The sequence below is a fragment of the Barnesiella sp. An22 genome, from assembly GCF_963931395.1.
In the GTDB taxonomy this organism is placed as follows: Bacteria; Bacteroidota; Bacteroidia; order Bacteroidales; family Barnesiellaceae; genus Barnesiella; species Barnesiella merdigallinarum.
The window spans coordinates 25,185-46,398 of sequence record NZ_OZ007014.1 but is presented as its reverse complement, the minus strand read 5'-3'; the positions used below and the strand labels follow the sequence as shown (position 1 = coordinate 46,398).

The 21,214-nt window shown below is 54.1% G+C and carries 14 protein-coding genes, 3 tRNA genes and 1 pseudogene; 13 read left to right on the top strand and 5 right to left on the bottom strand.

Going from position 1 to position 21,214, the window contains the following annotated elements:
* Nucleotides 1–139 precede the first annotated feature (139 nt).
* Nucleotides 140–3,139: a protein translocase subunit SecDF gene (secDF, locus tag ABGT88_RS00190; protein ID WP_346699785.1), complete on the top strand. Its 3,000-nt coding sequence runs from the start codon at nt 140–142 to the stop codon at nt 3,137–3,139.
* 157 nt (nt 3,140–3,296) lie between these two features.
* Here secDF and ABGT88_RS00185 read toward each other — a convergent pair.
* Together ABGT88_RS00185 and ABGT88_RS00180 are read right to left on the bottom strand one after the other, a co-directional pair.
* Nucleotides 3,297–3,368, bottom strand: a tRNA-Arg gene (locus ABGT88_RS00185).
* Nucleotides 3,369–3,422: 54 nt separating this feature from the next.
* Nucleotides 3,423–4,148: a DNA repair protein RecO C-terminal domain-containing protein gene (locus ABGT88_RS00180; protein WP_346699783.1), complete on the bottom strand. Its 726-nt coding sequence runs from the start codon at nt 4,146–4,148 to the stop codon at nt 3,423–3,425.
* Nucleotides 4,149–4,315: 167 nt separating this feature from the next.
* Here ABGT88_RS00180 and ABGT88_RS00175 point away from each other — a divergent pair, with 167 nt between their 5' ends.
* The 12 genes and pseudogenes from ABGT88_RS00175 to ABGT88_RS00120 all read left to right on the top strand — a co-directional run bounded on the left by ABGT88_RS00175 (nt 4,316) and on the right by ABGT88_RS00120 (nt 16,565).
* Entirely contained in the window at nt 4,316–5,134 is an 819-nt protein-coding gene (locus ABGT88_RS00175; protein WP_087407979.1) for an AraC family transcriptional regulator, read from the top strand.
* Between the two features lie 88 nt (nt 5,135–5,222).
* Nucleotides 5,223–5,639 (top strand): annotated as a pseudogene (locus ABGT88_RS00170) (SDR family NAD(P)-dependent oxidoreductase); the annotation flags it as partial.
* Nucleotides 5,629–6,729 (top strand): aldo/keto reductase, encoded by a 1,101-nt coding sequence (locus ABGT88_RS00165; protein ID WP_346699781.1) that lies wholly within the window; start codon nt 5,629–5,631, stop codon nt 6,727–6,729. The pseudogene ABGT88_RS00170 and the gene ABGT88_RS00165, both read left to right, overlap by 11 nt.
* 230 nt (nt 6,730–6,959) lie before the next feature.
* A tRNA-Glu gene (locus ABGT88_RS00160) sits at nt 6,960–7,031 on the top strand.
* A gap of 36 nt (nt 7,032–7,067) precedes the next feature.
* Entirely contained in the window at nt 7,068–7,319 is a 252-nt protein-coding gene (gene rpsT / locus ABGT88_RS00155; RefSeq protein ID WP_008862907.1) for a 30S ribosomal protein S20, read from the top strand.
* Nucleotides 7,320–7,369: 50 nt separating this feature from the next.
* Nucleotides 7,370–7,441: transfer RNA gene (locus ABGT88_RS00150), tRNA-Glu, on the top strand.
* A 270-nt stretch (nt 7,442–7,711) separates the two neighbouring features.
* A complete protein-coding gene (gene gyrB, locus ABGT88_RS00145; protein ID WP_258326843.1) occupies nt 7,712–9,667 on the top strand; it encodes a DNA topoisomerase (ATP-hydrolyzing) subunit B in 1,956 nt (651 codons plus the stop codon).
* A 130-nt stretch (nt 9,668–9,797) separates the two neighbouring features.
* A complete protein-coding gene (locus tag ABGT88_RS00140; protein ID WP_087407983.1) occupies nt 9,798–10,067 on the top strand; it encodes a hypothetical protein in 270 nt (89 codons plus the stop codon).
* A gap of 255 nt (nt 10,068–10,322) precedes the next feature.
* The gene (gene rnr, locus ABGT88_RS00135) at nt 10,323–12,467 is read left to right on the top strand and encodes a ribonuclease R (protein ID WP_087407984.1); all 2,145 of its coding nucleotides are present in this window, start codon (nt 10,323–10,325) and stop codon (nt 12,465–12,467) included.
* A gap of 171 nt (nt 12,468–12,638) precedes the next feature.
* Nucleotides 12,639–14,504, top strand: coding sequence for a DNA topoisomerase IV subunit B (locus ABGT88_RS00130; RefSeq protein WP_087407985.1), 1,866 nt, complete (start codon nt 12,639–12,641; stop codon nt 14,502–14,504).
* Nucleotides 14,485–14,958, top strand: a complete 474-nt coding sequence (gene coaD, locus ABGT88_RS00125) for a pantetheine-phosphate adenylyltransferase (RefSeq protein ID WP_087407986.1) — start codon at nt 14,485–14,487, stop codon at nt 14,956–14,958. Before ABGT88_RS00130 ends, coaD begins: the two co-directional genes overlap by 20 nt.
* 14 nt (nt 14,959–14,972) lie before the next feature.
* A complete protein-coding gene (locus tag ABGT88_RS00120) occupies nt 14,973–16,565 on the top strand; it encodes a S41 family peptidase (protein WP_258326841.1) in 1,593 nt (530 codons plus the stop codon).
* A gap of 85 nt (nt 16,566–16,650) precedes the next feature.
* Here the strand turns inward: ABGT88_RS00120 and ABGT88_RS00115 are convergent, their stop codons facing one another.
* The 3 genes from ABGT88_RS00115 to ABGT88_RS00105 all read right to left on the bottom strand — a co-directional run bounded on the left by ABGT88_RS00115 (nt 16,651) and on the right by ABGT88_RS00105 (nt 21,212).
* Nucleotides 16,651–17,634: an acyltransferase gene (locus ABGT88_RS00115; protein WP_346699777.1), complete on the bottom strand. Its 984-nt coding sequence runs from the start codon at nt 17,632–17,634 to the stop codon at nt 16,651–16,653.
* Between the two features lie 388 nt (nt 17,635–18,022).
* A complete protein-coding gene (locus ABGT88_RS00110) occupies nt 18,023–20,113 on the bottom strand; it encodes a M3 family metallopeptidase (RefSeq protein ID WP_346699775.1) in 2,091 nt (696 codons plus the stop codon).
* 19 nt (nt 20,114–20,132) lie between these two features.
* A complete protein-coding gene (locus tag ABGT88_RS00105; RefSeq protein ID WP_346699773.1) occupies nt 20,133–21,212 on the bottom strand; it encodes an endonuclease/exonuclease/phosphatase family protein in 1,080 nt (359 codons plus the stop codon).
* Between the last annotated feature and the right edge of the window lie 2 nt (nt 21,213–21,214).

Sequence of the window (21,214 nt, the reverse complement as noted above, 5' to 3'; positions counted from 1 at the left end):
CGGTCGTGATGAATAGGCGACAAAGATGCTAATAATAAATAAATCGAATAATTTTGGGCATCTGTGAAAAAATAATATATCTTTGCACCTTGATAAAAATACGAAAATCAATTAAAACAAAAAATAAAGTACTAATCACATGCAAAACAAAGGATTTATTAGAGTCATTGCGGTTTTGCTTACACTTATCTGCTTGTTCTACATTTCGTTTTCGGTTGTAACCGCTGTTTACAACAACAAAGCGAAAGAGTATGCCGCCGGCGATGAGGCGAAGTATAAACATTATATCGACTCTATCTCTACGGAAAAGGTGTATTGGTGGTATTATACGTATCAGCAATGCCGTGAAATGGAAATAGGTTTGGGCCTCGACTTGAAAGGCGGTATGAATGTAATGCTGCAAATTTCGGTGGCCGATGTGCTCAAATCGTTGTCGAATAACAACCCCGACCCCAATTTCAATGCGGCTATTGCTGCCGCACAGGCTGCACAAGCCGGGAACAACGATTTTATCGCTTCGTTCTACGACGAATACAGAAAAATCGATCCCAATGTGCGCCTCTCGGCTATCTTCAGCACCTTCCAGATGAAAGACAAGATTACGCCGAAGTCGACCAACGAAGAGGTAATAGCCGTTTTGCGCAACGAATTGAACAGTGCGGTAGACAACTCGTATAATGTATTGCGCACGCGTATCGACGGCTTCGGTGTGGTTGCTCCCAATATCCAAAAGTTGGAGAAAGACGGTCTTATCTCGATAGAATTGCCGGGTATCAAAGAGCCCGAACGTGTAAGAAAACTGTTGCAAGGTAGCGCAAACCTCGAGTTTTGGGAAACTTATAAGCTCGACCAGCTCATTGCCAAACTCGATGCTGTAAACAACGCTCTGGCTGCTGCCAATGCCGGCCAGACTACCGACTCGGTTGCTGCCGAGGCTCCTGTTGCCGAAGCTGCTCCCGCTGCCACCGACACGACGGCTACTGCCGCTGCCGCTACGGGCGACAGCACCGCTCAGTCGCTGAAAGCCAAACTGCAGAAAGAGGAGTCGGATGCCGAAATGATGGCTCGTTTCCGCAAACAGAATCCGTTGCTTTCGCTGATGAACTATACACAAGCCTACGGCGGTTCGCCGGTAATCGGTATTGTGAACAAAAACGATACGGCTGCCGTAAACAGCATGTTGTCGAGCAAGATTGCCCGCGACATCCTGCCCAGCGACCTTATCCTGCGCTGGACGGTGAAACCCATCGACGAGAAACAAACCATGTATGAACTCGTTGCCCTTAAAGCCGGTAAAGGAGGAAAAGCTCCTCTGGGCGGCGACGTGATTACCGATGCTCGCGACGATTTCGACAAGATTAAAGGCTCGGTAGTGAGCATGACCATGAATGCCGAGGGTGCCAAGACGTGGGAGAAACTGACCCGCGACAACATCGGCAACGCCATCGCTATCGTGCTCGACAATCAAGTATATTCGTTCCCCAATGTACATGGTGCCATCACGGGTGGTAGCTCGGAGATTACGGGCGGATTCTCGCCCGAAGAGGCCAAAGACTTGGCCAATGTGCTCAAATCGGGTAAGATGGCAGCTTCTGTAACGATTGTACAAGAAGACATCATCGGTCCTTCGCTGGGCCAGGAGGCTATTCAAAACGGATTGATTTCGTTCTTGGTCGCTTTGGTGCTGCTGATGGCCTATTTGATTATCATGTACGGCTGGACGCCGGGCCTTATTGCCAGCTTCGGTGTGATATGCAACCTTTTCTTCACTGTGGGTATTCTTGCCTCGCTGCAAGCCGTGCTCACCCTTTCGGGTATTGCCGGTATCGTGTTGTCTTTGGCTATGGCGGTCGATGCCAACGTGCTGATTTTCGAGCGTACCAAAGAAGAATTGCGTGCGGGTAAGAATATGAAATCGGCGGTTGCCGATGGTTACAAGAATGCATTCTCGGCAATCTTCGACTCGAACTTGACCTCTATCATCACGGGTGTGATTCTGCTGATTTATGGAACGGGTCCCATCTTGGGCTTTGCCACAACCTTGATTATCGGTATCGCTACTTCGTTCTTTACGGCTATCTTTATCACCCGTCTCATTTTCGAGGCTGGTCTGAACCGCGGGAAATTCAATAATATGACTTTCACTACGGCTATTTCGCGTAATTTCCTCACCGATACCCACATCAATTTCGTAGGGTTGCGCAAGATAGGTTATATCTGCATTCTGGCCGTAATAGCCGTGTTTGTCGTTTCGTTCTTCACTCGTGGAATGAATCAAGGTATCGATTTCTCGGGAGGCCGTAACTATGTGGTTCGATTTGAACAACCGGTAAGCCCGCTCGAAATCGAAAATATGCTTGAGCCTTCGTTCGAAGGACATTCGTTGTCGGTAATCACCATCACGAGCAGCAATCAAGTGCGTATCTCGACCAATTACCGTATTGCCGATAACGGCGAGGAGGTTGACCGTGAAATCGAAACAAAACTCTACGAGGGAATGAAGAGCCTGCTGGGCGATACTACCTACGAAGAGTTTTCCAAGAATATGATTCAGAGCCGCCAGAAGGTAGGCCCGACTATTGCCGACGATATTAAGGTGGGAGCCTATTGGGCAGTCTTTTTCTCGTTGATTGCGATGGCTCTGTATATCTTGCTCCGATTCCGCAACATCGCGTTCAGTGCGGGTACGCTGGTTTCGGTAGCCTTTACCACTTTCTCGGTAGTGGGCTTGTACTCGCTGCTTTATGGAGTTTTGCCCTTCTCGATGGAGATCGATCAGAACTTTGTCGCTGCGGTATTGACGGTTATCGGTTACTCGGTGAACGATACGGTGGTAATCTTCGACCGTATTCGCGAGGAAAAAACGCTCTATCCCAAGCGCGATTTGGTAACGTCGATTAATAGCGCCTTGAACAGTACGTTGCCTCGTACAATCAATACGGGACAAAGTACGATTATCGTGCTGCTGTGTATCCTCTTGTTGGGTGCCGAGTCGGTTCGTAGTTTTGCATTTGCCATGCTGTTCGGTGTAATCATCGGTACGTTCTCGACCTTGTTCGTAGCTACGCCTATCGCTTACGAAATCCAACGCCGCAGCATTGCCAAGAAGGCCGCCAAAGAGGCTGCCGCTGCCAAATAAAGCAGGCGCTTAAGCATAAGAAAAAAGGGATCCGAGTTTTCGGATTCCTTTTTTTTGTCACCTTGGGTGGCAAGTCATTGTCTGTGGCAGGGGCCGGGGCTGGCAGTCACAACAAAAGGGGCTGAACCGAGAAGTGTATCCGGTTCAGCCCCTTTTGTACCCCCGCCGAGAATCGAACTCGGATTTAAAGTTTAGGAAACTTCCGTTCTATCCGTTGAACTACAAGGGCATTCAGTCGACAAAAGTAGTATAAAAATTTATATCCGTCAACCCTTTGGGCCGATTAGTCGAAGAGGGCTTTCAATATTTCGGGCGAGTGCAGCTCGTCGATGCCGGGCTGGTGCAGGCGGTAGTAGGTGAGTATGCGGTCGAGCACGGCGTTGCGTTCGCCCCGGTTGAAGCGGAAGTAGCGCAGGTTGTTGAAGTCCATGCGGGTGAGCTGCGCGAAAATTTCGGCCTCGCGGGGCTCGAGCGTATAGGCATGTAGCGGGCGGCTGGGGGTGAATATGCCGTTGAGCATGTCGAAGTAGTAGCCCGGGTGGTAGCTCTCCATGTTGGGACTGAAGCCGAGAAATCCGCACAGTTGCAGCAGGAAGCAGAGGTGAAAGTTGGCTTTGCCCTCGTCGATGAGATTGAGCACCTGGATAGCCTGGGCAATGAAGGCGAAGAGCTGCGGGTTGGGCTCGGGCATCTTGAGGGTCTGGCCCAGCATCTCGGCCAGGAACAGCGTCTCGGCATTCTTCACCGGGTCGGTATGGATATTTTGCAGGGGGAGCATGGTGCGGGCCTCGACAATCTTTTGCAACTCGCGGGTGTTGCGATGGTCGATGTCGAGTTCGAGAATCGAGAAAGGCATGAAGAGCGGGCGGTACATGCGGGCTTTCCGGCCGTTGCCCTGAGGGAAGAGAAAAGCCATGCGACCATACTCACGCGTGTAGAGGTGAGCCACCGCTACCTTGTCGTTGTAGGGGATAATATGCAGAACGATACCTAAGGTTTTTTCGAGCATTCGAGTAATAAGTTTAGTGCAAAAATAACTTTTTTTGAGCAAAAGGGAAGAGCCTCTAAGCGACTGTTTTAACAAGAGTTTTAAGTGGGAAAATGATAAAAGAGCCTCACAGCAAAGGGGGCTCTGGAATATGAGGTTATATTTGTACTATCATGTAAAAAAAAGGTATGGAACGGTTGGAAGTTTTTGATTACTCGAATGTGCTTATTGCGAGTTATTTTACCGATAACCGGGGGTGTGCCCACGAGAATCGAGATCATACGCTCATCTATTTATGCTCGGGTGAGCTGGAGATTGAGGAGCGGGGCCGACGTACCGTGCTGCGTGCGGGCGATTGTGCATTTATGCGGCGCGATAACCGCATGTGGTTGCAAAAGCGCATTGTAGGCGACAAGCCTTATCACTCGATTGCTTTGAAATTTTCGAAGGCATTTCTCCGGGAGTTTTATCAGCAACGGCTCGACCCGAGGGAGATTCCTGCCGAGAGTCGCCGGGAGAGAGTGAGTCTGTGGATATTGCCACGCGACCGGGCCGATGTGCGCTCGTTGTTCGAGTCGGTGATTCCCTATTTCGAATCGGGGGAGAAACCCTCCGAGGAGATACTGAAACTGAAAATGGTCGAAGGGGTGTATGTGTTGTTGCATACCGACAGCAGTCTGTACGCCTCGTTGTTCGATTTTGTGGAGCCGTGGAAGATCGATATTCTCGATTATCTCAACGAGAACTACATGTTCGACCTTTCGTTGAGCGAAATTGCCGGTTATACAGGGCGTAGCCTCGCTACGTTCAAGCGCGATTTTGCCAAAGTGAGCGACCTTACTCCCCAAAAGTGGATTATCCGGCGGCGACTGGCTGCCGCTCACGACCTGATCAAGAGCGGGCACCATCGCATTACCGATGTTTGCTACGAGGTGGGGTTCAAGAATCTGGCCCATTTCTCGCGAGCTTATAAAGAGGTTTACGGAGTTCCGCCATCGGCAAAATGAGCTTCTGGGTAAAGTAGATTGAGCCCCGCAACAAACCCGTTGCGGGGCTCAATCTTTATCTTTGCCTTATAAACAATCAACTACAAGTATGGAAACTATGCAAGGAAAAGTCGCTTTGGTTACCGGGGCAGCGACCGGTATAGGGTTGGCTTGCGCCGAGGCTTTTGCCCGGGCTGGAGCTACCGTAGTGATGGCCGATATTAACGAGCCGACAGACCAGGCAGCCCGGCTGGTGCAAGCGGGGTACGCGGCCGTGCCCTACCGCTGTGATGTCTCCGATACGAAGGCTGTAGAAGAGATGATAGGTTGGATAGTGGCCACCTATGGCCGGTTGGATGCCGCGCACAACAATGCCGGCATACAGACCCCGCAACGGCCCATGGCCGAGATTACCGACGAGGAGTTTGACCGCACGGTGGCCGTCGATCTGAAGGGGGTATGGAACTGCATGCGTTACGAGATACGCCAGATGCTCAGGCAGGGCGGTGGTGCCATTGTCAACACCTTCGGGAATAGAACGCGTTTGGGCCGGGGAGTCGCCGGCTGTCGATAAACCGCAGGCCAATCAACCGGTAGGGGAGGCAGCTACGATTGCCACCCGCCGGGTATTGGGCAGCGGAGCGGCAGCCCTGGAGGTATCGGCTCTCGGGTTCGGGGTGATGGGCATGACCTATAATCGCAGTCAGCACCCCGGGAAAAGAGAGTGTATGGCTCTGCTGCATGAGGCTGTGGAGCGTGGAGTAACTCTCTTCGATACGGCCATTATCTACGGACCGCTGACCAATGAGCGGTTGGCGGGCGAGGCGCTGGCCGCCTTTCGCGACCGCATTTGTGTGACGACGAAGTTCGGCCACGAGGTGATTGACGGGAAAGCGACCGGTCGGCAAGACAGCCGCCCGGCTACGATTCGTCGTTATTGCGAGGAGTCGCTGCGCCGGTTGCGCATCGACTGCATCCCCCTCTTTTACCAGCATCGATTCGACCCGCAGGTACCCATCGAAGAGGTAGCCGGCACGTTGGGCGATTTGATTCGCGAGGGCAAGGTGCGTTGTTGGGGGTTGTGCGAGGTGAGTGCCGAGACTATCCGCAAGGCTCACGCCGTGCAGCCGCTCACGGCGATACAGAGCGAATATCACCTCATGCACCGGGCTGTCGAGGAGAACGGCGTACTCGACACCTGTCGGGAGTTGGGCATCGGCTTTGTGCCGTACAGTCCGCTGAACCGGGGCTTTCTGGGTGGTTGCATCAACGAATATACCGCCTTCGACCCGAATAACGACAACCGTCCCACGCTGCCACGATTCCAGCCCGAAGCCATCAGAGCCAATCTGCGCATCGTGAATGTGCTGCAAGAGTTCGGCCGCACCCGGGGTATGACCTCGGCCCAGGTGGCGCTGAGCTGGCTGTTGCAAAAGGCCCCGTGGATAGTCCCTATCCCGGGCACCACGAAGCTGTCGCATCTGGAGGAGAACCTGCGAACCCTCTCGTTTGAGTTGCCGGCAGCCGACTGGCGGGCACTCGAAGCGGCTGTGGCCGAGATTCCCGTCGTGGGCGACCGGTACAATGCCGAACAACAGCGTCAGGTAGGTTTTTGAGTCGGTGAATCAATATCCCGATAATCGGTTTCAAGAGGTCCCCTCGTCCCGTATCGAGTTGAACAGGGGTTATATCGAGGGGCGAGGGCGACCCGAAATCGAGTAGTAAAAGGGGGTAAATGAAAGATTTTTAGGGAAAAATTTTGCCAATTCAAAAAACCGCTCTATATTTGCACTCGCATTTGGAAAGGGCGCCTTACTTTTTACATCTAAGGCGCATTTTTATCAAGGGCCCATTCGTCTATCGGCTAGGACGCAAGATTTTCATTCTTGAAAGAGGAGTTCGATTCTCCTATGGGCTACGAATATAAAAATAAAATAATTAGGAGACTATTGAGATGGCAAATCATAAATCGTCGGAAAAAAGAATCAGACAAACACAAGTGAGAAATTTGCGTAACCGTTACTACGCAAAAACTGCTCGTAACGCCGTTCGTAAATTGCGTGCTACTACTGTAAAAGAAGAGGCCGCCGCTTTGTATGTAAAAGTGAGCTCGATGTTGGACAAGCTGGCTAAGAAAAATGTAATCCACAAAAACAAAGCCGCTAACCTGAAATCGAAATTGGCTCTCCACGTCAACAAATTGTAATTTCGTAGAGATTGAAAATCGGCAGGGACACCCCCGCCGGTGATAGGTACGGCCCATTCGTCTATCGGCTAGGACGCAAGATTTTCATTCTTGAAAGAGGAGTTCGATTCTCCTATGGGCTACTTTAAGAGTGCGACAGTAACGGCTGCCGCACTCTTTTTATATTCGGCCGGTCGAGGAGGACCGGCGATGTGTAAAACCCGTGGCGTTTGTCTCTGAAAGGGTGCGATTTCTTGGCGTGATATTTCGTCATTCCAACTTTTTTCTCTATTTTTGTTTGTTCGTGGAGAGACGGCTTTTCGAGCCGCTTCTACCGTGTTTTTCCCGTAAGGTACCGGTCTGAAAACCGGAGGAGGGAAAGACCTCAATACAAATAAAAAGATTCGGATAATATGTCAGAAGGAACAGAAAACAAAACTTATTCAGCCGATAGTATTCAAGTGCTCGAAGGGCTCGAGGCCGTTCGTAAGCGCCCGGCCATGTATATTGGCGATATTGGCGTCAAAGGTTTGCATCACCTGGTCTACGAGGTAGTCGACAACTCAATCGACGAGGCTATGGCCGGTTATGCTACACACATCGAGGTGTATATCAACGAAGATAACTCGATAAAGGTGGTCGATAACGGTCGTGGTATCCCGGTCGACATGCACGAGAAGGAACACAAGTCGGCCCTCGAGGTAGTGCTCACGGTGCTTCATGCGGGTGGTAAATTCGACAAGGGTTCTTACAAGGTATCGGGTGGTCTGCACGGTGTAGGTGTTTCGTGTGTGAATGCCCTGTCGACCTATCTGCGTGCCGAGATTCGCCGCGACGGCAAGGTCTATATGCAAGAGTATGCCTGTGGAAAACCGCTGCACGATGTCGAGGTGATTGGCGAAACCGACGAGCGGGGTACGACGATTATCTTCCACCCCGATGCCTCTATCTTCACGACTACGGTCTACGACTACGATATTCTGGCACACCGCCTGCGCGACCTGGCCTTCTTGAATGCCGGCATTACGCTGTCGCTGACCGACCGTCGGGCAGTCAACGAGAACGGCGAGTTCCGGAAAGATGTTTTCTATTCGAAAGAGGGCTTGAAAGAGTTTGTGCGCTACATCGACTCCAACAAGGAGCACCTGATCGACGACGTGATACACATCTCGACCGAGCGTCAGGGTGTCCCCGTCGAAGTGGCCATGACCTACAACACCACCTACAACGAGAACGTATACTCCTACGTCAACAATATCAACACCATCGAGGGCGGTACGCACCTCACCGGTTTCCGCCGCGGTTTGACCCGTACGCTGAAAAAGTATGCCGAGGATTCCAAGATGCTCGACAAGGTGAAGGTCGAAATCAGCAGCGACGACTTCCGCGAAGGCCTTACCGCCGTTATCTCGGTGAAGGTGATGGAACCTCAGTTCGAGGGTCAGACCAAAACCAAGCTGGGTAACAGCGAGGTAATCGGTGCTGTCGATACGGCCGTGAGCGAGGCGCTGGCCAACTATCTGGAAGAGCATCCTGCTCAGGCCAAGGCCATCGTCGAGAAGGTAATCATTGCTGCTACGGCCCGTCATGCCGCCCGCAAGGCTCGTGAGCTGGTACAACGCAAGTCGCCCCTCTCGGGAGGCGGGCTGCCCGGTAAGCTGGCCGACTGTTCTTCGCGTAACCCCGAGGAGTGTGAGATATTCCTCGTCGAGGGTGACTCGGCCGGTGGTTCGGCCAAGCAGGGCCGCGACCGTATGTTCCAGGCCATTCTGCCGTTGCGCGGTAAGATTCTGAATGTCGAGAAGGCCATGGACCACAAGGTATTCGAAAGTCAGGAAATCAGCAACATGTTCAAGGCGCTGGGCGTAACCATCGGTACGGCCGAGGATTCGAAGCAGGCCAACATCGAGAAGCTGCGCTACCACAAAATCATCATCATGACCGATGCCGATGTCGATGGCGCACACATTGCCACCCTGTTGCTCACCTTCTTCTTCCGCCGCATGCGTCCGCTCTTGGAGCAAGGCTACGTCTATCTGGCCACGCCGCCGCTCTACAAGTGCAAGAGCAAGCGGGGCAAAGCCGAGGAGTATTGCTGGACCGACCAGCAGAAAGACCAGTTCTGCGTGAAATACTGCGACGGCAACGAGCAGTTGATGGAGACGCAGCGTTACAAAGGTTTGGGTGAGATGAACCCCCACCAGTTGTGGGAGACCACCATGGACCCCGAGAACCGTATCCTCAAGCAGGTGACTATCGACAATGCCGCCGAGGCCGACCGCATCTTCTCGATGCTGATGGGCGAGGATGTAGGTCCGCGTCGCGAGTTCATCGAGTCGAATGCCACCTATGCCAATATCGATGCTTAATTGCTGAAACCAGATACGAGTCAGCCCGGTTGTTCAATATCGGGCTGACTTGGTTTAAATAGAGTTGTAACACTCCCCGGGCGATGCCGCGCTGCATCGGGGCCAGGGAAGAATAAAAGAGAGTCGTGTTATGGAACGGAAAGCGTTGAACAGTCTCGGCTACATGGAGCTGATAGCCTTTTTTATCTTTGTGCTGTTTTTGGTCGGCGTCTATTTCGACCTCACTTGGTTGCAAGCGGCCATGGCCGTCTGTTTTGTAGGACCTGTAGCGGGTATTCTGCGCTATCCCAGGCGGTGCAAGTCGACGGGCGAGCCTTTTGTCAAGGCTCGTTTCGCCTGGTCGTTCATCACGCTCTTCCTCTATCTGGGTATGGCCTTCGGGCTGCTCAAGGTCTTTTGAGCTTATGTAACAACAGCGGGGGGAGTGTCGCTCTGTGCCGCGGGGTACGTGGCCGGGCGGTTGTGAAATAACACCTGTTTTTTCGCTCAAAAGTCCAGAATAAGTTCCGTTTTAGTTTGTTTCTACCGACGTTTTCGCTATCTTTGGATAGTCATAGGAGACGAGGCGGCATGGCCTGCGTGAGAGTGAGGCCGTTATCGCCATCCGACTCCTGCCGTTCACGATTGTTGTATACCCACATTAAACCCCTATAAGATGAAACAGACGAAGAAAAAAGATTCCAAGCGAATCAAAAAGGAAGATATGCTGGCCTTGATGGTCGAGTTCTTCAATCAGGACAGAAAGCGGGCGTTTAATTACAAACAGGTCGCTCATGGGGTTGGGGCCAAGACTACGCCCCAGAAACAGATGGTGTTCCAGTTGCTCGAGGGCATGGCTGAGCAGAACTTCCTGATCGAGGTCTCGCCCGGCAAATACAAGGCCAACAGCCGGGGCACCGAAGTGGTAGGCCGTTTCGAACGTCGTTCGAACGGTAAGAATCATGTCATTACCGACGACGAAGAGTCGATTTTCATTGCCGAGCGCAACTCGATGCACGCCATGGACGGCGACCGGGTGCGGGTGCTGGTCTATGCCAAGCGCAAGGGCCACGATGCCGAGGGCGAAGTGGTCGAGATTATCGAAAAGAATCCGCAGACCTTTGTGGGTACGCTCGAGGTGCAGAAGCACTTTGCCTTCCTGCTTACCGACAACAAGGTGCTGGCCAACGACATATTCATTCCCAAGAATGCCCTCAAGGGGGGCAAGACGGGCGACAAGGCGGTGGTGCGCATCACCGAGTGGCCCGATCGGGCACGAAATCCCTATGGCGAGGTTATCGACATTCTGGGACCGGCCGGTGAGAACAATACCGAGATTCATGCTATCCTGGCCGAGTTCGGGTTGCCCTATCGCTACCCCGAGGCTGTGGAGAAGGCGGCCAACAAGATACCCGACACCATTACGCCCGAGGAGATTGCCGCTCGCGAGGACTTCAGAGAGGTGACCACCTTTACCATCGACCCCAAGGATGCCAAGGACTTCGACGACGCCCTGTCGATTCGTCGTCTCGACAATGGCCATTGGGAGGTAGGCGTGCACATTGCCGATGTGAGCTACTATGTGAAGCCCGGCAGCATCATCGACAAGGAGGCCGAGCACCGCGGTACGTCGGTCTATCTGGTCGACCGTGTGGTACCCATGTTGCCCGAGCGGTTGTGCAACGACGTCTGCTCGCTGCGCCCCGATGAAGAGAAGCTCACCTTCTCGTGCATCTTCGAGCTGAACGACGAGGCCGAGGTACAGAAGTCGCACATCGCCCGCACCGTCATTCGGTCGAACCGCCGCTTTGCCTACGAAGAGGCACAGGCCGTCATCGAGACCGGCGAGGGTGATTACAAGGAAGAGATACTTACGTTGAACGACCTGGCTCAGAAACTGCGCAAACGGCGTTTCGAGCACGGCTCCATCAACTTCGACCGTCACGAGGTGAAGTTCGACATCGACGAGAACGGCAAGCCCATAGGGGTCTACTTCAAGGTATCGAAGGAGGCCAACAAGCTCATCGAGGAGTTCATGTTGCTGGCCAACCGTACGGTGGCCGAGTTTGTGGGCAAGCCCAAGGATGGCCGCAAACCCAAAGCCTTTGTCTATCGTGTACACGACCTGCCCGACCCCGACAAGATGTCGTCGTTTGCTGCCTTCATCACCCGCTTCGGCTACAAAATCAAGACCGAGGGCAGCAAGAGCGACCTGTCGAAAGGCATCAACAGCCTGCTGGCCAAGGTGCAGGGACGTCCCGAAGAGAACCTGGTAGAGACCATTGCCATACGGGCCATGGCCAAGGCCATCTATACGACAGTCAATATCGGCCACTACGGACTGGCTTTTGACTACTATACCCACTTTACATCGCCCATACGCCGGTATCCCGACCTGATGGTACACCGGCTGCTCGAGCGCTACATGGCCGGCGGCCGCAGCGTGAACGTGCAGGCGCTGGAGGATGAGTGCGAACACGCTTCGGATATGGAACAGCTCGCTGCCAGTGCCGAGCGTGCCTCGATCAAGTACAAGCAGGTCGAGTACATGAGCGAGCGGTTGGGACAGGAGTACGACGGTGTCATCTCGGGCATTACCGAGTGGGGACTGTATGTCGAAATCAACGAGAACAAGTGCGAGGGGCTGGTACCCATACGCGACCTCGAGGACGATTACTACGAGTTCGACGAGAAGAACTACTGCCTCATGGGGCGCCGTACCCACCGCATCTATCGGCTGGGCGATCCCATCCGCATCAAGGTGGCTCGGGCCAACCTCGAGCGCAAGCAGCTCGACTTTGCGCTGGCCGAGCAGCAATAGCCGGGTTGGGCGAAATCGAATTTTCACGGAGTCGGGCAAGGCGTTTACGCCCTGCCGGGCTCCGTTTTATTTCTTAAAAAGGTCGTAAAAAGGGAGTTATTCTTTTTTTACTCTTTTTTTAGCGTTATCTTTGTGTGGAAAGCCGGTACAGAGCCGGCAGGATAGAATTTTATGGAAGAAAATACACATGTAAATATCGACTTGGAATATGGCTCCGACGCCATCAAGACCCTCGACTGGAAAGAGCACATCCGTCGCCGTCCCGGTATGTATATCGGCAAGCTGGGCGACGGCTCGCACGCCGACGACGGCATCTATGTGCTGCTGAAAGAGGTGCTCGACAATGCGCTCGACGAGCATATGATGGGCTTTGGCAAACAGATAGTCGTGGAGATTTCGCCCGAAGTGGTTTCGGTGCGCGACTACGGCCGGGGTATCCCTCTCGACAAGGTGCGCGACGTATCGTCGAAAATGAACACCGGCGGTAAATACGACTCCAAGGCCTTCAAGAAGTCGGTGGGGTTGAACGGCGTGGGTATCAAGGCGGTGAATGCCTTGTCGTCGAGTTTCTTCATCCAGTCGTATCGCGACGGCATGAGCAACTCGGTGAGCTATGCCCGGGGCGAAGTCATCTCGGAGAGCGGCCTCACGCCTACCGACGAGCTCAACGGCACGCTGGTGCAGTTTGCCCCCGACAATACCATATTCAAAAACTATGCCTATCGTGAGGAGCTGATTGTGCCGCTGCTCAAGAACTATGTGTTCCTGAACACGGGGCTCACCATCTTGCTGAACGGGCGTAGATACCACTCGCGCAACGGTCTGGTCGACCTGCTCAACGAGAACATGACCACCGATCCGCTCTATCCCATCATTCACCTGTCGGGGACCGACATCGAGGTGGTCATCACCCACGGTAACCAGTATGGCGAAGAGTACTACTCGTTTGTCAACGGGCAGCACACCACCCAGGGCGGTACCCACTTGACCGCCTTCAGAGAGTCGGTGTCGCGTACCATCAAGGAGTTTTACAACAAGAATTTCGAGTATACCGACATTCGCAACGGTATGGTGGCCGCCATCAGCATCAAGGTAGAGGAGCCGGTGTTCGAGTCGCAGACCAAGACCAAACTGGGCTCGAAAGACATGGGCCCCGAAGGGCCTACGGTGGCCAAGTTTATCGGCGACTTCCTGAAGAAGGAGCTGGACAACTACCTGCACAAGCACGGCGATGTGGCCGAGGTGATGCTGAAAAAGATATTGGCCTCGGAGAAGGAGCGCAAGGCTATTGCCGGGGTGACGAAGCTGGCCCGCGAACGGGCCAAGAAGGCGAGCCTCAACAACCGCAAGTTGCGCGACTGCCGCATACACTACAACGATGCGAAGGGCGACCGGCGCGACGAGAGTTGCATATTCATTACCGAGGGCGACTCGGCCAGCGGCTCGATTACCAAGATTCGCAACGTAGAGACTCAGGCCGTATTCTCGCTGCGGGGGAAGCCCCTCAACACCTACGGCCTCACCCAGAAGGTGGTGTATGAAAACGAGGAGTTCAACCTGTTGCAGGCGGCTCTCAATATCGAGGAGGGTATCGAGGGGTTGCGCTACAACAAGGTGATTATCGCTACCGATGCCGATGTCGACGGCATGCACATACGTCTGCTGATGATTACCTTCCTCCTGCAGTTCTTCCCCGACCTGATCAAGAAGGGACACGTCTATATTTTGCAGACCCCCCTCTTCAGGGTGCGCAACAAGAAGGAGACCTACTATTGTTATAGCGACGAAGAGCGTATCGCCGCCATCGAGAAGTGCGGGGCCAACCCCGAGGTGACTCGATTCAAAGGGTTGGGCGAAATTTCGCCCGAGGAGTTCCGCCAGTTCATCGGCCCCGATATGCGCCTCGACCAAGTATCGTTGCGAAAAGAAGACCTGGTGAAAGACCTGCTCGAGTTTTACATGGGCAAGAACACCATGGAGCGACAAAATTTTATTGTACAAAATCTGGTTATAGAAGATGACACCAACCTCGTCTAAACGAATCGCCGTATTTCCCGGGACTTTCGACCCCTTTACCATCGGCCACATGTCGATTGTAAACCGCGGGCTCGAACTGCTCGACGAAGTGGTGATTGCCATCGGTATCAACGACTCGAAACGCACCTATTTTACGGTGGAGCAGCGGCTCGACATGCTGCGCGACTTCTTCCGCGACAATCCCCGCGTGCGGGTTGTCTCGTACGACAGCCTCACCATCGACCTGGCCAGGGAGTGGAATGCCCGGTTTATCTTGCGGGGCATCCGGTCGGTCAACGATTTTGAGTATGAAAAGACGATTGCCGACGTAAATCGCAAGCTCTCGGGCGTAGAGACCATCATCCTGTTTACCGAACCCGAGCTGACCCACGTCAGCTCCACTATCGTGCGCGAGCTCTTGCGCTTCGGTCACAGTGTAGACGAGTTTGTACCCAAGGGTTTGAAACTGGTATAATTTGACAACAAACGATGAAAAGACTGTTTTTTGCAATACTCCTGCTGGCTGTGACCGCAGGAGCCGTACGGGCGCAGGGCCAGAGTGAAGGCATGCGCAAACTGAGTCTGGCCGATTTTGCCATCACCAACCTCTATGTCGACGAGGTCGACGAAGCGAAGTTGGTCGAGGATGGCATACGGGGTATGCTCGAGAAACTCGACCCCCATTCGACCTATACGACTGCCGAGGAGACCAAGGAGATGAACGAACCGTTGCAGGGCAACTTCAGCGGCATCGGCATTCAGTTCAACATGAACCGCGACACGCTGTATGTGATACAGACCATCGTGGGGGGCCCCTCGGAGAAGGTGGGCATCCTGGCGGGCGACCGCATCGTCTCGGTCAACGACACGGTGATTGCCGGGGTGAAGATGAAAAATACCGACATTATGAAACGCTTGCGCGGCGAGGCCGGCACAGTGGTGCGGGTGAGCGTGTTGCGCAAGGGGGTGAAGGAGCCCATCGAGTTCAGAATCGTACGCGACAAGATACCCATTTACAGCATCGACGCCTCGTATATGGCCGACAAGGAGACGGGCTACATACGGGTGAGCCGTTTTGCCGCCACGACCGACAAGGAGTTTTCCGATGCGCTCAAGGCATTGAAAAAGAAGGGTATGAAAAACCTTATTGTCGACCTTCAGGGTAACGGAGGCGGATACCTGGTGAGCGCTATCGGCATGGCCGACGAGTTTCTCGACGACGGGCAGTCGATTGTTTATACCGAGGGGCGCCGTTCGCCTCGCGACGATGCCTTTGCCACCAAACAGGGGCTGTTCCAGAAAGGGAAACTGGTGCTGCTGGTCGATGAGAGTTCGGCTTCGGCCAGCGAAATTCTGTCGGGAGCCGTGCAGGATTGGGACCGTGGCGTGATTGTCGGTCGCCGCACCTTCGGCAAGGGGCTGGTACAACGGCCTATTCCCTTCCCCGACGGTTCGATGATACGTCTGACCGTAGCCCGCTACTATACCCCGGCAGGGCGCAGCATCCAGAAACCCTACGACAAGGGACACGAGGCCTACGAGCGGGAGCTGCTCGACCGCTTCAACCACGGCGAACTCATCTATACCGACAGTATTCATTTCCCCGACTCGCTGCAATATCAGACCTTGAAGAGCAAGCGTATCGTCTACGGTGGCGGGGGAATCATGCCCGATGTATTTGTGCCGCTCGACACTACCATCTATACCGATTTTCACCGCGATCTGCTGGCCAAGGGGGTATTGAACCAGTATCCTATCAACTACCTCGACAAGCACCGCAAGGAGCTGACGAGCCGTTACAAGAATGTGGAGCAGTTTGTCGAGGGCTTCACGGTGACTGACGAGATGCTTGCCGACCTGCTGAAGATGGGCGAGGCCGAGAAGGTGAAGTATGACGAGGAGCAGTACCAGAAGTCGCGCAATCTCATAGCCTTGCAGGTCAAGGCGCTCGTCGCTCGTGACATGTTCGACACGGCGGCCTATTTCCGCATTATGAACCCCGAGAATCCCTCGTTTGTCAAGGCGATGGCGATTATCCACGACGATGCCGAGTATAACCGATTGCTCCAACCTCGGGAGTAATCGGTAGCCACACCATAATCAAGCGGAGCGGATGAATCGACAACTCATCCGCTCCGTTCTGTTTTATCTCATACGATACGATGGACTATCGTCTCTTCCCCACAGCCCAGGGTATATGCTTGTTCACTACTGGGATGAGCAGGTAGATGACGAGCAGGGTGAGGGCGAGGGCAATGGCTCCGGCCAGCAGGTCGGGCTTGCCGGTGATGGCGCAGGCTATCGGTTGCAGAGGTGCCAGCAGGATGACGTGCAGGCCCATGATGAGCAGCGACGATTCGCCGCAGGTGCGCACGAAACGGGCCAACGGCGAGCGGTTGCCCTCGGCATAGGAGAGGAGGGCAAGGAGGGCCGCAAAGAGGGCAAAGAACTTGATCAGCGAGAGTACCGGCCACTCGACCGGCAGGTATTGCACGGCGAAGAACAGCGCCAGCCCGAGGAGTGCCACGAGGTATCGGTGTGAACTGCGGGCCAGGTATCGGGCCAGCGGCAGCCCGAAGAGGTTGCCGGCGATGAAGTAGGGCAGACTCTCGAGAGCCACGTTGACCATGAAGAGGGTGCGCCACTCTTCGATAGCCGGGTAGCCAGCGTAGATGACGGCTATTACGAGCAGGAACCAGAGGGTGCGATGCCGCTGCGGAATGAGTCGGTTCAATACCCAGAAGATAAGCTGCATCACGAAGAGGCAGACCAGGAACCACAACGGAATATTGACCGAGAGATAGAGCGACCCGCTGTCGATGGTGAAGAGTTGCAGCACGGCGCTCCAGTCGAACCCGTGTAGCGTGTGGTGGTGAGCTACGTGGAAGAGCAGCCGGGCGAGAAAGGAGAAGAGATAGAAGACGAGAAAGGGAACGAGTATCGTCCTCACTCGCTTCTTCAGGAAGGGGACGAAGGGTTCGTCCTTGAAAAAGGTACCCGACAGGATGAAGAAGATGGCGCTGATGAGAATCAGGTCGCACCAGTGGGGGTGGACGGTGTGTTTCCACACGATGCCCATGATGGCAAGACCTTTGAGCAGGTCGATGCTGTCGATGCGCTTCTTGTGTATCTGGGGTACAGGTTTTTCCATCTCTTGCGGTTAAACGGTGCAAAGATAGTGAAAGGTGAGAGCAGAAAGTCAAGTTTACTTGAACTTTATGCAGAACCGAATCTTATCTTCTACAAAGATAGTGAAAGGTGAGAGCAGAAAGTCAAGTTTACTTGAACTTTATGCAGAACCGAATCTTATCTTCTACAAAGATAGTGAAAGGTGAGAGCAGAGGCAAATGAAAACCTTGTTTTCAAATTTGACCATGCCGAACCGCATCCTTTCTTATGAAAAGATAATGAAAGTCGAAGGCAGAAAAACAAGCTTGCTTGATTTTTATGCTGGCCCCTTTGAAGATAATACAAATATAGCAAGGGCTGCCCGATTTTTACCAGGCAGCCCTTGCAGGTCGAATGAGCTTATTCGTGTATTATTTCAAACCGCGGTTACGGAGCAGTGCGTCGGGGTTGGGGTCGGCACCGCGGAATTGGCGGTAGAGTTTCATGGGGTCTTCGCTGCCACCCTTCTCGAGGATGTTTTCGCGGAAGGCTTTGGCGGTAGCCGGGTCGAAGATATCGTGTTCGATGAAGGCATCGAAGGCATCGGCATCGAGCACCTCGGCCCAGGTGTAGCTGTAATAGCCGGCACAGTAGTCGTTGGTGAAGATGTGCGAGAAGTAGGTGCTGCGATAGCGGTAGGTAATCTCGTCGATGAGACCGATAGATTGAGCTACCTCTTTCTCGAACTGGCGTACGTCGTACTCTTTGGCTTCGCTGATTTCGTGCCAGCGCATGTCGAGAATCGAAGCGGCAATGAGCTCGGTGGTAGTGAAGCCCTGGTTGAATTTCGAAGCGGCCTCCATCTTCTCGATGAGCGAGTCGGGAATCACCTCACCCGTCTTGTAGTGTTTGGCGTAGAGTTTGAGTACTTCGGGATGAGTAGCCCAGTGCTCGTTGATTTGCGAGGGCAGCTCCACGAAGTCGCGAGCTACGTTGGTACCGCTTACCGAGGGGTAGTGGCAGCGGGTGAGCATGCCGTGCAGGGCGTGGCCGAACTCGTGGAAGAGCGTCTGTACCTCGTCGATGGTGAGCAGGGCAGGCGTGTCGCCGGTAGGTTTGGTAAAGTTGGCTACGTTGTAGACGATGGGGCGCACCTCGTTGCCATCCTGTACATAGGCTTCGCGGAAGTTGTACATCCAGGCACCGGCCCGTTTGCTGGGACGGGGGAAGTAGTCGGTATAGAACACGGCCAGGTGTTTGCCGTCGGCATCCTTCACTTCGAAGGCCCGCACGTCGGGGTGATATACGGGCACATCCTTCAGCTCGGTGATGGTGATGCCGTAGAGCTTGTTGGCCACCATGAAGGCCCCTTCGCGCACGTTGTCGAGGCTGAAGTAGGGTTTCAGCTCATCTTCGTTGAGGTCGTATTTGGCCTTGCGTACCTTCTCGGCATAGTACCACCAGTCCCAGGGAGCCAGTTTGAAGTTGCCGCCTTCGGCATCGATAATCTTCTGCATGTCGGCCACCTCTTCCTTGGCCCGGGGGATGGCATATTCCCACACACGGTTGAGCAGGTTGTTCACGTTCTCGTCGGTCTTGGCCATGCGGTCGTCGAGGGCAAAGTCGGCGTAGGTCTTGAAGCCCAGCAGATTGGCCTTTTTAAGGCGGAGGTTGACAATCTTCGACACGAGAGCCTTGTTGTCGTGCTCGTTGTCGTTATCGCCCTTGTTGATGTAGGCCTTGTAAACCTTCTCGCGCAGGGCGCGGTTGTCGGCATACTGGAGGAAGGGAATGCGGCTGGGAGCGTCGAGGGTAAATACCCATTTGCCGGCCAGGTTGCGGGCGGCAGCCTCGTCGGCAGCGGCAGCCACTACGGCTTCGGGCAGTCCGGCCAGGTCGGCCTCGTTGTCGATTACCAGCTGGAAGGCATTCGATTCGGCCAAGGCATTGTCGCCATACTGAATCGAGAGCATGGCCAGCTCCTTGTTGATTTCGCGCAGGGTATCCTTGGCCGCCTCGGAGAGGAGGGCGCCGGCCCGTACGAAATCTTTGTAGTGGTTCTCGAGCACTTTCATCTGTTCGGCGTCGAGACCCTCGTTTTCGCGGTTGTCATATACCGCTTTGACACGCTGGAACAGCTTGTCGTTGAGTGAGATGTTGTCGTAGTGCTCGGTGAGTCGGGGCGAAATCTCCTTGGCGATTGCCTGGAGCTCGTCGTTGGTATCGGCTTCGGTAAGGCTGCTGAAGATGAGGTTTACCCGGGTGAGCAGCAGGCCGCTGAATTCGAGAGGCTCGATGGTATTCTTGAAGGTAGGAGCCTCGGGGTTGTTGACGATGGCTTCGATTTCGGCATCGTGTTGCTTGATAGCCTCTTCGAAAGCAGGCATGTAGTGCTCGGTCTTGATCTGGTCGAACGGCGGTACGCCGAACGGAGTGTTAAATTCGCCCAAAAGCGGATTCTCTTTTTGATTGCAGGAAATCATCATAAGAGCGGTTAACGATGTGACTAAAAGTTTTTTCATGTGGTATAATATTACTGTGTTAATGAATTTCGGCAGGGGGCTCCCAGGCAAATCGTACCAGGAGCGGGTAGTGGTCGGAACTCTTGTAGCGCAGCCGTTCGAGCCAACGCGCCTCCATGTTGCCCTTGTAGAGAATGTGGTCGATGCGGAACCAGAACCGGTTGGCGTGGTAGGTGATACCGGGCCCCAGACCCAGTTCGTTGTAGGCGTTGCGGAATCCCATGCGGCGGAACCGGCGCACGGCATAGGAGAGGGGCGAGTCGTTGAAGTCGCCGCACACGATTACGTTGCCGGCGAGCTCTTCGATTTTCTCGGCCGTGAGGTCGGCCTGTTTGTTGCGGGCCCGGGCCGCATTGACAAGTTTGGAGAGCAGATGCTTCTTCACCTCGTCGAGGTAGTCGGTATTGGGGTGTGCGGTAATCTCGTGGTAGAGCTCCTTGTCGGTTTGAGTAAGCCCAATCGACTCCATGTGCTGGTTGACGATGGTAACCTCGCGCTCGCCTATCTGTACCCGATAGGCCGCTACGGCACTCGATTCGGAGTAGACGGTGTCGAAGAGCAGGCGGGCCGGATATTTCGAGAGGAAGTTCATGCCGTGGCTCGTGGGTATCCGGTAGGGATAGCGTGCGTGGATGCTGTCGATTTGCGCCTGCGCAACCTTCAGGCCGGGGTTGGGGTCGGCCAGTTCGGGCGCCTCTTGCAGGCACACCAGGTCGGCATCCTGTGCCAGCAGGAACGAGATGGTGCGGTTTTGGGGTGTATCGCTCCCCTCGTAGTCGAGTAGGAAATAGACGTTATAGGTCATCAGCGTGAACCCCGGGGCGCTGTTGTCGGGCGGCTGGGGCTTGTGTATGGGGCAGTAGCGGGCTATGCCTCCCCAGGCCAGTACCAGGGCCGCCACGGGTACCCAGATATAGCGCGGGTTATAGGCGAGCCATACGAAGAGAAAGGCCACGCACACGAAGAGGTTGAGGGGAAAGAGCAGCTCGAGCAGAATGCCCACGCGGGTGGGACAGTAGGCCGAGTAGGCTCCCATGATGAGGAGTAATCCCCACAGAGTATTGAGTATCAGTAATATGATTTTGACGACATGTTTCATAT

Excerpts from the sequence above, each read along its gene's own strand:
- gyrB (WP_258326843.1), top strand. The coding sequence starts at position 7,712 with ATGTCAGAAGGAACAGAAAACAAAACTTATTCAGCCGATAGTATTCAA.
- rnr (WP_087407984.1), top strand. The coding sequence starts at position 10,323 with ATGAAACAGACGAAGAAAAAAGATTCCAAGCGAATCAAAAAGGAAGAT.
- coaD (WP_087407986.1), top strand. The coding sequence starts at position 14,485 with ATGACACCAACCTCGTCTAAACGAATCGCCGTATTTCCCGGGACTTTC.
- ABGT88_RS00180 (WP_346699783.1), bottom strand. The coding sequence starts at position 4,148 with ATGCTCGAAAAAACCTTAGGTATCGTTCTGCATATTATCCCCTACAAC.
- ABGT88_RS00120 (WP_258326841.1), top strand. The coding sequence starts at position 14,973 with ATGAAAAGACTGTTTTTTGCAATACTCCTGCTGGCTGTGACCGCAGGA.
- ABGT88_RS00110 (WP_346699775.1), bottom strand. The coding sequence starts at position 20,113 with ATGAAAAAACTTTTAGTCACATCGTTAACCGCTCTTATGATGATTTCC.
- rpsT (WP_008862907.1), top strand. The coding sequence starts at position 7,068 with ATGGCAAATCATAAATCGTCGGAAAAAAGAATCAGACAAACACAAGTG.
- ABGT88_RS00140 (WP_087407983.1), top strand. The coding sequence starts at position 9,798 with ATGGAACGGAAAGCGTTGAACAGTCTCGGCTACATGGAGCTGATAGCC.
- ABGT88_RS00130 (WP_087407985.1), top strand. The coding sequence starts at position 12,639 with ATGGAAGAAAATACACATGTAAATATCGACTTGGAATATGGCTCCGAC.
- ABGT88_RS00105 (WP_346699773.1), bottom strand. The coding sequence starts at position 21,212 with ATGAAACATGTCGTCAAAATCATATTACTGATACTCAATACTCTGTGG.
- secDF (WP_346699785.1), top strand. The coding sequence starts at position 140 with ATGCAAAACAAAGGATTTATTAGAGTCATTGCGGTTTTGCTTACACTT.
- ABGT88_RS00115 (WP_346699777.1), bottom strand. The coding sequence starts at position 17,634 with ATGGAAAAACCTGTACCCCAGATACACAAGAAGCGCATCGACAGCATC.
- ABGT88_RS00175 (WP_087407979.1), top strand. The coding sequence starts at position 4,316 with ATGGAACGGTTGGAAGTTTTTGATTACTCGAATGTGCTTATTGCGAGT.